Raw genomic sequence first — 13,533 nt, 5'->3', positions numbered from 1 at the left:
CACACAGGAGTTACTAGAACATCATGGGCATCAGATTTTATGGTTACCGCCTTATAGCCCTGATTTGAATTCTATTGAAAAGACTTGGGCATGGATTAAGAAAAAGAGAAAAGAATGGCAAGAGGATTGTATTGATCGACTCTTTCAGATGTTTTTTCATTTTTGTATGAGTAATTAGATTGTTTGACTATATTTTATACAGTTTTATAAACGCATGCTTTAGAAAATTTACAGTTTGATCTGCATAGATCAGTTATATTTTTTATAAGTATAAAGTAGATATTTGACGATGAAAAAATTATTAGTATTTGGTGTTATCTGTATAGGTATTTCGCTTAGTGCATGTAATAGCCTGCCATCCTTACACAAGAAACAACGTATAGGTATGGCCAATCCTGCAAGTGAATACTGTGTCGAACAACAGGGTAAACTTAAACAACTCAAAGATGCTTATGGCAATGTCAGTTTTAACTGTAAATTACCAAATGGTGTAGAAAAGAACGAGTGGGATCTTTACCGCGAAAACCATCGCTAACGATAAAAAAAACGGCATTTTATGCCGTTTTTTATGATTAAGCTGTAATGTCAGCAAGATTACCTTTTTGTTCCAACCATTGTTTACGATCTGGTGAGCGTTTTTTAGCAAGTAGCTTGTCTAACAAACCTGCTGTAAATTGAGCATCATCTAAATCTAATTGCACCAAACGACGCGTATCAGGGTCCATTGTCGTTTCTCGAAGCTGACTGGCGTTCATCTCGCCTAATCCTTTAAATCGAGTAATTTGCGGATTCTTTGTTTTGGTACGGCTAAGTGTTGCATTTAGCTCATTTTCATCAAGCGCATAATGTACATCTTTTCCATCATCTATACGAAACAGTGGTGGCATTGCCACATATAAATGGCCTGCCTCGACCAACGTCGTAAAGTGCTTCACAAATAATGCACACAATAACGTTGCGATATGCAATCCATCAGAGTCGGCATCAGCCAAGATACAAATTCGGCCGTAACGCAATTCAGATAAATCGTCACTTCCCGGATCAACACCAATCGCAATTGCAATATCATGAACTTCTTGTGAGGCTAAAACTTCATCTGAAGCCACTTCCCACGTATTTAAGATTTTTCCTCGAATTGGCATAACTGCCTGAAAATTCTTATCGCGTGCTTGCTTTGCACTGCCACCTGCAGAATCACCTTCGACAATAAACAATTCACTTTCTTCTCGAGTCTGTCCCACACAGTCTGCAAGCTTTCCAGGTAATGCTGGCCCCGATACAATTTTTTTACGCTGTACTTTTTTGGCAGCTTTTAAACGACGACCTGCTTTTGCAATAACAATTTCTGCAAGCTGTATAGCAACTTCTGAGTTCTGATTTAACCATAAGGTAAATGCATCTTTTGCAATATTTAAAACAATGCCTGATGCCTCGCGACTTGAAAGACGCTCTTTCGTTTGTCCTGAAAATTGTGGTTCTTGAAATTTTAAGGAAAGAATATAGTTTACACCGTCCCATACATCTTCTGCAGAGAGCTTTAGATTTCTCGGTAAAAGATTTCTTAATTCACAAAATTCACGTAGTGCTTCAGTTATACCTGAACGCAAGCCATTTACATGTGTTCCACCTTGCGCTGTTGGAATAAGGTTTACATAGCTTTCTTGAACTTGTTCGCCACCATCGACATTCCAACATAATGCAAACTCACAACTTGCACGTTCTGCATCACCTTGTGTCACAAACACAGGAGTTGGCAAAATTTCACGATCTTGAACCTCATCCATCAGATAATCGACAAGACCATTTTCAAACTGCCACTCTATTTTTTCGTTATTAATTTCATCAATATAAATAATTTGTAAACCAGCAGCCAACACTGCTTTTGCTTTTAAATTATGTTTTAGTGCTTTGAGTGCAAATTTGGGACTATCAAAATATTTTGCTTCTGGCCAAAAATGGACACGTGTACCAGATGCACGTTTGGGTGCCTTCCCTTCCAAGACTTCAAGCGCTGCAACAGGCTCGCCATGTTCGAAAGCCATTTTATATAAAGCGCCTTGACGCTGAACTTCTACCTCTACACGTGTAGATAATGCATTTACTACTGAAATTCCTACACCATGTAAACCACCTGAAAACTGATAGTTATCCGTACTAAATTTTCCACCAGCATGAAGCTTAGTAAGAATAATTTCTATACCACTTTGACCATATTCTGGATGAATATCTACAGGCATCCCACGTCCATTATCTTGTACAGACAGCGAGCCATCTTTATATACTGTTACAGTAACTTTATTTGCATGCCCTGCAAGTGCCTCATCTACTGCATTATCAATAACTTCTTGTGCTAAATGGTTTGGGCGTGTTGTGTCTGTATACATACCCGGACGACGACGAACAGGATCTAAACCAGATAAGACTTCTAGGGATTGGGCTGTATATTGTGACACGTTTTATATATTCCTTAATGAGAGGTGTTGCAACAAAAATACGAGTAGCATGGGAATCTTTTCAGCAAAATTATCCATGACATGATTGCCACCGCATTCTGTCATTATCATACTAGAAATTTTGCGCTCACCATAATAATCTTGTGTTGCCTTATAATCCAAAGTTGCATCGCCTTGTTGCAGTAACACCAACAGTTTGCTTAGGTCTGGAACATCGGTAGTATCATATTGTTTCAATGACTGAATATCTTTAAGCGTTAATGACCAGTTTGGTGTGACTTCATAAGGCAATTGATCTAATCCAATATGCGTCTCAAAGAGTTGCCATGGACGGATGACTGGGTTAATTAAAACACCTGAACAATCATAATGGTGTGCCAAATAAGTTGCATAAAAACCACCTAAGCTACTGCCAACAAAACAAATATGCTCTCGTTTATATTTTGCATCAATTTGTTTTTTGATCTGTTCAATAACAAGTTGTGGAGGAAAATTGAGATCGGGTAAATGTACTTGTATATGAGGATATGCTGTCTTGCAATATCTTTGTAAAAGTGTACCTTTTACAGAGTTGGCTTGGCTTTTAAAGCCATGTAAATAAAAAATATGATACATAATAAATAAAAAAACCACCTCAAAGGTGGTTCTTACTTTAAAGTTTACGGAACATTTGCCAAAAACAAAGAATGGTTAAACAGGCAAAAAATACAATAGATAACTCAGGCAATGAAAAACCAAATAATGTCCAATCAATTTTGGCACACTCACCTGAACCGGTGAACACTTGTGCAAGTACATCTTTCATTGGAAAAACGTCAATTAAATAGTTCAAACCAGGGCCACAACTTGGCACTTGATCCGCAGGTAAATGCTGTATCCAAATATGTCTTGCAGCAACACCAGTCGACCAAATAACACCTAAACTGGCAAGCAACGCATAAATGCGCTTCATTATATTACTTTTAGGATGGTGTAAAAATGCAATTAAGGCAACTACGCCCGTTGCAATGAGTCCTACACGTTGAAAAATACATAAAGGACATGGCTGTAAGTGCTTTACATGCTCTAAATAAAGTGCAAAAGACATTCCTATAATACTGGCTAAAACCAGTAATCCATTCACGAGACGATAGCTTACTTTCACGCTTTACTTTCTCACTCTGCTATTAGCGAAACTTATTCAAATATTCTTTAAAAGTTTCAGTTGAGGCTTGCTCTAAAGCCAACTGATCTTGCTGAGAGATAGTAACAAGTTTGTCAAAATATTGCTGTTTCTCGGCTGTAATTTGATGTGTGTCATATATTTTAGCATGCTGTGTTGCCAAGTGACCGCCAAAACGACGTGTTCCACCATGAATTTTCATGTCTTCAATCACTTGAGCTGATGGCGTTTTTTCTGGTGTTTGAATGCGCAACAACATGTCATTTAAGGCTGGTTTGTACAAAGGCTTATTTAAATCTTGATCGAATAAATTTGCCAAAGGTTGCATAGCAGTTAAGTGCTCATATAGCCAATCTATTGCAGAAATTGAACCTTGTTCCATATCTAACATTAAATTTTCAGCACGTCCTTGCTCTACAATTTTACTTTGATTCTGCTCTATACGTGTTTGTTCATCTTCTGAAATCTCAGGACTATCAAGGAGTAAACAATATAACGCGATCAGTTCAAGAAATGCAGCACTATTGGCCTCAATACCAATAGGACTATACGGGTCTACATCGACTGCACGTAACTCAACATAAGCAACGCCTCGATTTTCCAATGCCTGTGATGGTGTTTCATTCCCTTTTGGTGTTTGCTTTGGACGAATAAGACTGTAGTACTCATTTTCTATTTGTAATGTATGATCATTAATTTGAAGAGGTTCACCATACTCATCATCTAAACCTAACTTAGAAAAAGGCGCATATGGCTTTTTAACCGCTTGCTGAATACCCTCTAAGTATCCTGTTAAATTATTGTAATGAATTCCTAATTTTTTCTGTGCAGAGTTTTGATAACCATGTTTCCCCATGCGCAGTGCTGTGGCGTATGGTAAATGTAATGAACCTGCAACTAATGGTTGTAGATGATGGTTTTGCCCAATTAAAAAACTACCACACACAGTAGGACTAGCACCAAGTAAAAAAATAACAATTGGTGTCAAACGTATAAAATTACGAATCAGACCAAAATAACGACTGCTCTTGTAATCTTGTAAACTCAATGCTTGAAGCGCTGGATCTGTTTCATGTGCTTGTAATTGTTTAAATAATTCATCTGGAAAAGATATATTATAATGTACGCCAGAGATGGTTTGCATTCTACGCCCATATCGTATGGCTAAGCCTTTTCGATATAAGGTTTTAAATTGTCCTATATTTGAACTGCCATATTGTGCAAATGGAATATTTTCTTCATCTTCATCTAACATGCACGGCATAGACATCGGCCAGAGTTTTTCACCCTCAGGCAAATTTTGATGTGCAATACAATGAAGATCTTTTAGATAGGCCAATACTTTTTCAATAGAAGGCTCAGGAGGTGTAATAAACTCCATCAATGCCTCAGAATAGTCAGTCGTAATATGAGGATGTGTTAACGCAGAACCGAGACTTTGAGGATGTGGTTTTTTTGAAAGATAGCCATCACTTTGCATACGCAGGCTTTCACGCTCGATACCACGTAAAGTTCCCTGAAGCATTGATGCGTCTACCCAAGCTGGCACTATAGAATGAGAACTTGCTTTGGGTTGACTCATAGTATTCCTCACTTTAATTTTTCGCTGTCTATTTGTTTCGTTGTTTATATTGCATGAATACCACAAAATACTACGTAAAATCATGCCAATTTCGTGTAGTTTTTGAAGGACAACATACGTCTAAATCATATTTAAATCGTAAAACTATACAATATCAAGATCTACATTCATGATCGAATAAAAATATACACCATTTCATTGGGTCTGCTATGAACAAAGATACTATTTTAGATTTTTGGTTTAATACTGAACACAAACCACTATGGTTTGTAAAAGATACACAATTTGATCAAAAAATTGCAGATCAATTCCAAAAAATTCATCATCAAGCATCACAAGCTGAGTTATGGTCATGGAGAACCACCGCTGAAGGGCGTTTGGCAGAAATTATTATTCTTGATCAGTTCTCTAGAAATATTTTTAGAGATCGGCCTCAAGCATTTGCTCAAGATGCACTTGCACTTGCGCTGGCGCAAGAAGCGATTTCTTTAAGAGTAGATGAAGCACTCTCAAGTGAGGCACGTTCATTTCTATATATGCCATTTATGCACAGTGAGTCAGAAGTTATCCACATGCATGCTGTACGCTTATTTGAGGCATTGGGGAATCCACTCAATTTAGCGTTTGAGCATAAGCATAAAGTGATTATCGATCGATTTGGAAGATACCCACATCGAAATCAAATCTTAGGCCGTTCATCGACTGCAGAAGAAATTCAATTTCTGACTGAACCAGACAGCCACTTTTAAAATCGTGCGTGGTCAACCACTATCGTTTGGAGTATAAAGATGATTAAAAAAACCTTTCCATGTTTGGTTTTAGCCATAACCGTAAGCCTCTCAGGTTGTATGACAACATTTGAAAAACCACGCACCTTTGACCAGTTGGGACATTTTTCGAGTTATCCACTGAATCAAAGTACTTTCCGTGTGAGCTTTAAAACTAGTCCTAATATGAGCTATGGCACAGCACAAGAAATTACGCTTCTAAAAGCAGCTCAAATTGCTGTTCAAAACGGTTTTGGTGCGTTTAAAGTCTTAAATGATCCTAGTAACCGTAATCAGCCACCAAGACAAACCGTAGTTTACCCTGCTCCACCTCCAATGTTTGGAGGTCCCTACGGTTTTTACAGACCAGGTCCAGGTTTTGGTTATGGTCCTTGGAATGAATTTCCTGAAGTTGTTAATCTTGATCCGACCGAGGTTTCATATACGATTGAATGTTATAAAGAGCCTGAAAACACCCCAAAAGATGCATTTAATGCAGGACTTATTTTACAATCCCTTGGTGCAAAATATGGTGTTGCCCCTAATGGTCAGGTCTTACCGCCCATTCAGCCACCACAACGCCACGCACCACCAGAATAAATAAGAGGATACGCCTATGGAGACAACCACAACTTCTACTCATTTAAAACGTAGTCAAAGACTGGCCACCATGGCACTTGTAACTGCCATTTTGGTTTGGATTGTCTTCATGGTTGCTGCAAAACTCTTTCCAGAATATGCATGGTGGATACATATTCTCATGCTTGCTGCCGAAGCTGGTGTGGTCGGTGGCTTTGCAGACTGGTATGCAGTTACGGTCTTATTTCGGAATCCTTTTGGGAAAATTCCTATTCCACATTTTCTAAGAGACCATACGGAAATTATTCCTCGAAATAAAGCACGTATTGCCGAATCTATGGGTAGGTTTGTACAGGAAAACTTTTTATCACCTCAAATTGTAGAAAAAAGTCTAAGTAAAACTGACCTCACCTTAAGTATTGGACAATGGTTAGAGAATCCAAATAACAGTACACAGGTCACCCAAGTTGTACAACAAACCCTCCCTAAAGTATTCGATTTTGTAGAGCAAGAACAAATTGCTCAATTCATTCAAAATAACAGTGTGCAGTGGATTCAGAATACTAAAATTAATCGTCTTGCCAGTGAGATGCTTCACTCTATTTTAGACAATGATTTTCATCAGGATGTATTACAACGTGCTTTAGATTATTCACATGAGTGGGTACTTAAATACCCTGAAAAAACCCGTGATATTGTCACTCGTATTTTTAAAGAAATGGGAATTTTAAAACTTTCTAAAGGCGTAAGTTGGCTTGGCATTGATATGGAGCAACGTACTGTTGACAGTTTCATGCACAAACTTGAGGAAATACTAAAAGATCCAGAACATCCATGGCGACAACACATAGAAGACTATGGACAGTCACTCATTGGTGAACTTAAAAACGATGAAAGTGCGGTAAGTATGCGTTTAAATTCAGGCAAAAATGCATTATTAGAAAACCCTCACGTCCTTAATTTTATGACTGGTGCTGTGGTTATTTTGTTTAATGCCATTAAAGAGGATTTACTGAAAGAAAACTCTGGTATTGCCATGAATATGCGTGCAGCGATTGAACTTGTAGGTAAAAACCTTGCCGAAAATAAAGAGGTTCGACAATTACTTAATACTCGGCTTATTACGCTTGCCACCTATTTTAGTGACCAATATAGCGATAAAGTCATTCGTTTTATTAGTCAGCGTATTCATGAGTGGGACTCTACGGAAATGATTGCCAAAATTGAAAACTCCGTTGGTGGTGATCTACATATGATTCGTGTAAACGGCGTCATTGTAGGTGCATTTATTGGTTTAATCCTTGGTGTTATTCGTGCATTGGTCGATTATCTTTTATAGTTAGATTATATTTTGATTATGTCATGGATGACCTACAGAAAAATATACTGCATGATGTAGGAAAACCATTCTAAATATAACAATAGCATTTAGGCAAAATCATGCATCTACCTGAACCCAAACTGCCACAGCAAGGCACAACCATCTTTTCTGTAATGTCTGCGTTAGCACAACGTCTAAATGCTTTAAATGTATCACAAGGCTTTCCAGATTTTGCTACACACATCAACTACCGTGTCATACAACTTTCCAAATACGCCTCATAACTTCCCAAAAGCGCTTTATCTATCGTGTAGTTTTCTTCATTTACCTTAGTCACAATAACACTGTCTATTCCTAGTTTTTCTAAATGCTCATAAGTCAACAGCTCTCTTTCTTTTAGCAATAAAACAGTTCTAAGCAACCATGTTGAAATATCTTTATTAGGATTAGTCATTAAAGCTTTGCAATCTTGTTGACAAACTTTTGCTCTCATAACACTTCCATCAGGCACTTTTAAATTAAAAGTCTGATCTTTAGGTGGAAAAAATTGATTATCTGTATAGGTGTCACGTAATTTCTTATTTAGACGCAACTCCATTTCCCCCGAGTCTCTTGGTCTACCTGCTGCATTCCATAAGTTTAAACCACTTGCTAAAGGAACGCTTTTTTCATCTTTAGGAATATATAATGGGATAACAATATAATCTTTTGCAGGCTCCAACTCTTTTACTGCATGATTAATAGGCTTAACAGCAGTATAAACATCTCCTTTTCCTAAAATAAAACTATACGGATCCTCTAAAATTGCTATGGGGATATCTAGAATTTTTTTATTATCTGTTGGAAAATCAAATTGTTTGAAAAGCGTACTTTTTGAAAAATTAAAAGAATAAAAGTTCTTACCATCATTGAACTCAACAGTCTTAGTGGTATCTTTAGTTACGGTAATATTTTTAATATCGACACGCTCATATAATGTTTCAAAAATAAGTAAGCGACCATCTCTGCGTGTAATCAGATGATAAACAGAATCTTTTAAGGCATATGTAGAATAGGCAGAATCTATACGTTGATTTCTATATTCAGAAACTTTTATAGCCAACTCTAAACCCGAAAGTATTTTTAAATCAGAAGAAATAGCATTAAATTCAGCAACTTTTTCTTTTTTAGAAGTTCCTTTACATATAAAGGTTTTAATCCCAATACCTAAATGATCAATTTTTGCATCAAATGCTGTATCCGTTCGAGATAAATTATCAGCATCAAATGCCTTACAAAAAATGTTTTCAGCTGAACGATAATCCAAATAAGGAGCAGCGTTATCACTAAATAAATTTGAGAGTTGTGCTATAGCTGCCAAATATTGGCGATAAATGAACATACCTTCTACTGTTGGATTAAAAACAAACATTTTGCAACCAATTAAGCTTCTGATATCCCTATATATATCAAAATAACTCATTTAGTGGCTGCATTTTTATACATAAAACTCTAAAATTTAAGCTTCTTGAAACTGTGTTCTATTAAATAGTATGAAATGTGCGTCTTTTTTCGCAGGTGTTGGTGGTATTGATTTAGGATTCGATCAAGCTGGATTTAAAACAATTTACGCAAATGAAATTGATAAATTTGCTGTCGCTACTTTGCGAGCAAATTTTAATTTTTCTATCGACCATAGAGATATCAATGAAGTAAAAACTTCTGAAATTCCTGATTTTGATATTATGCTTGCTGGATTTCCATGCCAAGCTTTTTCAGTAGCAGGTTATAGACAAGGCTTTGATGATGAGAAAGGTAGAGGAAACTTATATTTCGAGTTAGAAAGAATTTTTAGCAAAAAAAAGCCATCAATAATTTTATTAGAAAATGTAAAAAATCTCGTTGGTCATGATCATGGAAATACTTTTAAAGTTATTCTCGAAAGTCTTAAAAATCATGGTTATCATATCAAATATAAAGTATTAAACGCTAGTGAATATGGAAATATACCTCAAAATCGTGAGCGTATTTACATTGTTTGTTTTAAGAACATTGAAACATACAACAAATTTAATTTTCCAACTCCAATTCCACTTAGCACATCTATTAATGACTTATTAGAAGATGAAAAAGTGATAGATCAAAAGTATTTCTACACAGAAAAAACCCCTTTCTTCAATCAACTGGTTGAAGATATTAAAGACTCAAAGACGCTTTACCAATGGAGACGTCAATACGTTCGAGCAAACAAAAGTAATATATGTCCAACATTAACGGCAAACATGGGCACAGGTGGACATAATGTGCCTTTATTAAATGTTCAAGGTAAAACAGACACTATTAGAAAATTAACCCCTAGAGAATGTTTTAATTTTCAAGGATTTCCTAAAAATTTTACTTTACCGACCAGTATAAGTAATGCAAATCTTTACAAGCAGGCAGGCAATAGCGTTGTAGTTCCTGTTATAGAAAGAATTGCTTTAGCAATTAAAAAAGCGATTCAAATAGAGTCATGAGCATCAAGTAAAAATTACAGACACCTGTAAGCTTTGAGAGTTGTTGACTGTATAAATCGTAAAATTGTTTTCCTATACGATTCGTGTAAACGGCGTCATTGTAGGTGCATTTATTGGTTTAATCCTTGATGTTATTCGTGCATTGGTCGATTATCTTTTATAGTTAGATTATATTTTTATTATGTCATGGATGACGTACAGAAAAATATACTGCATGATGTAGGAAAACCATTCTAAATATAACAATAGCATTTAGGCAAAATCATGCATATACCTGAACCCAAACTGCCACAGCAAGACACAACCATCTTTTCTGTAATGTCTGCGTTAGCACAACGTCTAAATGCTTTAAATGTATCACAAGGCTTTCCAGATTTTGCTGCACCTCCACAACTTTTAGAATATCTCGCAAAAGCGACCTTAGATGGGCATAACCAATACCCCTCAGGAGATGGTCTTCTTAAACTTCGTGAGCAAGTCGCTCAGATTTTTCACCATCGAGATCAGGTTCATTTAGATCCAATCTCAGAGATTACAGTCACAGCAGGCGCAACCATTGCTTTACATAGTGCTATACAAGCGTTTGTTCATGCTGGCGACGAAGTTATTGTATTCGATCCAAGTTATGACAGTTATGGGCCAGCCATTCAGTTGGCACAAGGAGTTGCCAAGCATATATCACTCAAGTCTCCAGATTTCCATGTAGATTGGCAACAAGTAAAAGATACCATTACCTCAAAAACACGCATGATTATTGTCAATACACCGCATAATCCAACTGGTGCGATTTGGTCAAAGGAAGATTGGCAAACACTTATCGAACTTATTCAAGACACCCAGATTATTGTGCTGTCAGATGAGGTATACGAACATATTATTTTCGATAAACAACGTCACTATAGTGCTTTTTCTTTTGAGTCACTACGCAATAGAAGTTTAGTGGTTGGTTCTTTTGGAAAAACCTTCCATGTGACAGGATGGAAAACTGGCTACTGCGTTGGTTCATCTCATTTAATGCAGCAATTTCGACAAGTTTATCAATTTGCGTGTTTCTGTGGTGTATCACCTGTACAAGTCGCACTTAGTCAGTTTATCGAACATTGCCCTAAGCATATCGAAAACCTTGCTTCTTTTTATCAGAATAAACGCGATTACTTTATCAATGGTCTAAAGGAAACCTCTTTTAAACTAAAACCTACCCAAGGAACTTATTTTCAGTTACTCGATTATAGTTCCATTAGACCGGATTTATCTGACTATGAGATGTGCCAATATCTTGCACATGAATATAAAATTGTGACTATTCCTTTGTCTGCATTTTATAAAGTGCCCCCACAATCTTCAAGACTTGTCCGTCTATGCTTTGCAAAGAAACAGACTACATTAGACCAAGCCATTCACATTCTAGAGAAAATAAAATAAGCACCTATTACAAAGCAAAGCTGTACCAACACACACAGAAGTCTTAAAATTATACCCTTTAGTCAATAGGTCAGTTTTATGCAGCAAAGCCCTTTGGTAACTGGCCAAAAGCTCTGGAAATCATTTTTCTTATTTTTGCTTCCACTGATCGCAACCAATATTTTACAAAACTTGTCCATGACCATTAATACAATTTTTGTCGGTCAATTACTTGGTGTACATGCTGTTGCTGCGGTTGCTGTTTTTTTTCCAATTCTATTTTGTCTTTTAGCATTTATGATTGGGCTTTCTGCAGGTGCCAGTATTTTAGTGGGTCAAGCATGGGGGGCTGGTAATTTAGAAACTGTTCGTCGTGCCGTAGGCTCAACTATTTTCATGACTGTGATCTCGGGTATAATTATTGCAATACTAGGCCTGACGTTTACACACCCACTTTTACGCGTGCTTGGAGTTGCACCCGATGTATCACATCTGGCTGAACCTTATATACGTAGTATGCTGATTGGTAGTCCCTTACTGTTTTTATATATTGTTTATACATCACTCTTACGGGGTGTAGGAGATAGCATCACACCCTTGGTATCACTTGCGATGACCAGCCTACTTGGCCTATTTATTACACCTGCGCTAATTAAAGGTTATTTAGGATTACCCCAATTGGGCATTATTTCTCCTGCAATCGCCTCAATTGTTGGAAACTTTGCAGTCCTTTTATTTCTAGCATTCTATTTAAATAAAAAACAACATCCTCTTCGTCCCAATAAAGCACTCCTTAAAGAAGTAAAACATCACGCTCAACTCAGTAAAACTATTTTAAAATTAGGGGTACCCACAGGTATTCAAATGATTACAGCATCTATTGCCGGACTAGTGGTCATTCGTCTTGTAAACTCTTTTGGTGCAGATGCAACGGCGGCTTATGGTGCATTAAACCAAGTCATTAACTATATTCAATTTCCGGCTTTCTCAATTGCAATTGCAGCATCTATATTTGCCGCACAAGCCATTGGTGCAGGAAAAGCAGAGCTTTTGTCAAAAGTCACCAAAACAGCACTTTTTATGAATTTAGCTATTACAGGGTCATTGGTCACACTTGCTTATTTATTTTCTCGTCATTTAATGACGCTTTTTATCACAGATCCCAACGTTGTTGCTTTAGGCCAAAAACTTCTTTTTACTATTTTATGGGCTATCTTATTTTTAGGAACCAATGCAGTGTTTGCATCAATTATGCGTGCATCAGGTACAGTTACACCACCTATGCTTATTAATATTGCAACCATCTTTATTATAGAGGTACCGTGTGCATATCTGTTCAGCCACTTTTGCGGGTTACAGGGCATTTGGTTTGCGTATGCACTTTCTTTTGTCAGTCTAAGTATTTTTCAGTTTTCTTATTATCAGTTTGTTTGGAAGAAAAAAGCCATTCGTAAATTGGTTTAGTTGAGTAGAAGGTATACTTTTACAGGTATACCTCTTAAGACTTTAAAACCGAATGGCGTCAATTACTTCTTGTAAATATTGTGCATCAATTTCATCAAATGTATTTAACGCACTACTGTCTATATCTAATACACCCAAGCATGTTCCATTTCTTAAAATTGGTAAAACAATTTCAGATTTTGAATGTGAACTACATGCAATATGTCCTGGGTAAGCATCTACATCTGGAACAATAAGTACTTTTGACTGTTCCCATGCATCTCCACAAACACCACGACCTTTTGCAATACGTGTACATGCAATAGGTCC

At 36.8% G+C, this 13,533-nt stretch carries 15 protein-coding genes; 9 read left to right on the top strand and 6 right to left on the bottom strand.

Annotation, left to right across the window (positions count from 1 at the left end; all coding sequences use genetic code 11):
* Together I2F23_RS12735 and I2F23_RS12730 are read left to right on the top strand one after the other, a co-directional pair.
* Positions 1-178, top strand: a 178-nt coding sequence (locus tag I2F23_RS12735) for a transposase (protein WP_195771363.1), incomplete at its 5' end; no start/stop codon positions are given.
* Between the two features lie 111 nt (positions 179-289).
* Positions 290-535 carry a putative hemolysin gene (locus tag I2F23_RS12730; protein ID WP_195772960.1) on the top strand — a complete coding sequence of 82 codons (246 nt, stop codon included), beginning with the start codon at positions 290-292 and terminating at the stop codon, positions 533-535.
* 37 nt (positions 536-572) lie between these two features.
* Here I2F23_RS12730 and parE read toward each other — a convergent pair whose 3' ends face one another.
* The 4 genes from parE to gshA are packed head-to-tail and all read right to left on the bottom strand — an operon-like array spanning position 573 to position 5,197.
* The gene (gene parE / locus I2F23_RS12725) at positions 573-2,453 is read right to left on the bottom strand and encodes a DNA topoisomerase IV subunit B (RefSeq protein WP_195772959.1); all 1,881 of its coding nucleotides are present in this window, start codon (positions 2,451-2,453) and stop codon (positions 573-575) included.
* A 3-nt stretch (positions 2,454-2,456) separates the two neighbouring features.
* Positions 2,457-3,068, bottom strand: coding sequence for a YqiA/YcfP family alpha/beta fold hydrolase (locus I2F23_RS12720; RefSeq protein WP_195772958.1), 612 nt, complete (start codon positions 3,066-3,068; stop codon positions 2,457-2,459).
* Positions 3,069-3,105: 37 nt separating this feature from the next.
* Complete coding sequence (locus I2F23_RS12715; protein ID WP_195772957.1) at positions 3,106-3,597, bottom strand: disulfide bond formation protein B; 492 nt, start codon at positions 3,595-3,597, stop codon at positions 3,106-3,108.
* A gap of 22 nt (positions 3,598-3,619) precedes the next feature.
* Positions 3,620-5,197, bottom strand: coding sequence for a glutamate--cysteine ligase (gene gshA / locus I2F23_RS12710; RefSeq protein WP_195772956.1), 1,578 nt, complete (start codon positions 5,195-5,197; stop codon positions 3,620-3,622).
* Positions 5,198-5,406: 209 nt separating this feature from the next.
* Here gshA and I2F23_RS12705 point away from each other — a divergent pair, with 209 nt between their 5' ends.
* From I2F23_RS12705 to I2F23_RS12690, 4 genes are all read left to right on the top strand, one after another.
* Positions 5,407-5,946: a DUF924 family protein gene (locus tag I2F23_RS12705; protein WP_195772955.1), complete on the top strand. Its 540-nt coding sequence runs from the start codon at positions 5,407-5,409 to the stop codon at positions 5,944-5,946.
* A gap of 42 nt (positions 5,947-5,988) precedes the next feature.
* Positions 5,989-6,564 carry a CC0125/CC1285 family lipoprotein gene (locus tag I2F23_RS12700; protein ID WP_407648029.1) on the top strand — a complete coding sequence of 192 codons (576 nt, stop codon included), beginning with the start codon at positions 5,989-5,991 and terminating at the stop codon, positions 6,562-6,564.
* A gap of 16 nt (positions 6,565-6,580) precedes the next feature.
* The gene (locus I2F23_RS12695; RefSeq protein WP_195772953.1) at positions 6,581-7,882 is read left to right on the top strand and encodes a DUF445 domain-containing protein; all 1,302 of its coding nucleotides are present in this window, start codon (positions 6,581-6,583) and stop codon (positions 7,880-7,882) included.
* A 101-nt stretch (positions 7,883-7,983) separates the two neighbouring features.
* The gene (locus tag I2F23_RS12690) at positions 7,984-8,148 is read left to right on the top strand and encodes a hypothetical protein (RefSeq protein ID WP_195772962.1); all 165 of its coding nucleotides are present in this window, start codon (positions 7,984-7,986) and stop codon (positions 8,146-8,148) included.
* Here I2F23_RS12690 and I2F23_RS12685 read toward each other — a convergent pair.
* Positions 8,112-9,326: a restriction endonuclease gene (locus I2F23_RS12685; protein ID WP_211140229.1), complete on the bottom strand. Its 1,215-nt coding sequence runs from the start codon at positions 9,324-9,326 to the stop codon at positions 8,112-8,114. The two genes, I2F23_RS12690 and I2F23_RS12685, sit on opposite strands and share 37 nt — an antisense overlap.
* Positions 9,327-9,396: 70 nt before the next feature.
* On the opposite strand from I2F23_RS12685, the gene dcm reads away from it, so the two are divergent.
* The 3 genes from dcm to I2F23_RS12670 all read left to right on the top strand — a co-directional run bounded on the left by dcm (position 9,397) and on the right by I2F23_RS12670 (position 13,224).
* Positions 9,397-10,359, top strand: a complete 963-nt coding sequence (dcm, locus tag I2F23_RS12680; protein WP_195772952.1) for a DNA cytosine methyltransferase — start codon at positions 9,397-9,399, stop codon at positions 10,357-10,359.
* A 264-nt stretch (positions 10,360-10,623) separates the two neighbouring features.
* Positions 10,624-11,781, top strand: a complete 1,158-nt coding sequence (locus I2F23_RS12675; RefSeq protein ID WP_195772951.1) for a methionine aminotransferase — start codon at positions 10,624-10,626, stop codon at positions 11,779-11,781.
* A 78-nt stretch (positions 11,782-11,859) separates the two neighbouring features.
* Complete coding sequence (locus I2F23_RS12670) at positions 11,860-13,224, top strand: MATE family efflux transporter (RefSeq protein ID WP_195772950.1); 1,365 nt, start codon at positions 11,860-11,862, stop codon at positions 13,222-13,224.
* Positions 13,225-13,266: 42 nt separating this feature from the next.
* Here I2F23_RS12670 and I2F23_RS12665 read toward each other — a convergent pair.
* Positions 13,267-13,533 (bottom strand): GAF domain-containing protein (locus I2F23_RS12665; RefSeq protein WP_195772949.1); only part of this gene is annotated, 267 nt, incomplete at its 5' end.

The sequence above is a fragment of the Acinetobacter pollinis genome, assembly GCF_015627175.1.
In the GTDB taxonomy this organism is placed as follows: Bacteria; Pseudomonadota; Gammaproteobacteria; order Pseudomonadales; family Moraxellaceae; genus Acinetobacter; species Acinetobacter pollinis.
The sequence above is the reverse complement of the archived record's forward strand: the minus strand, read 5'-3'. Positions and strand labels throughout refer to the sequence as shown.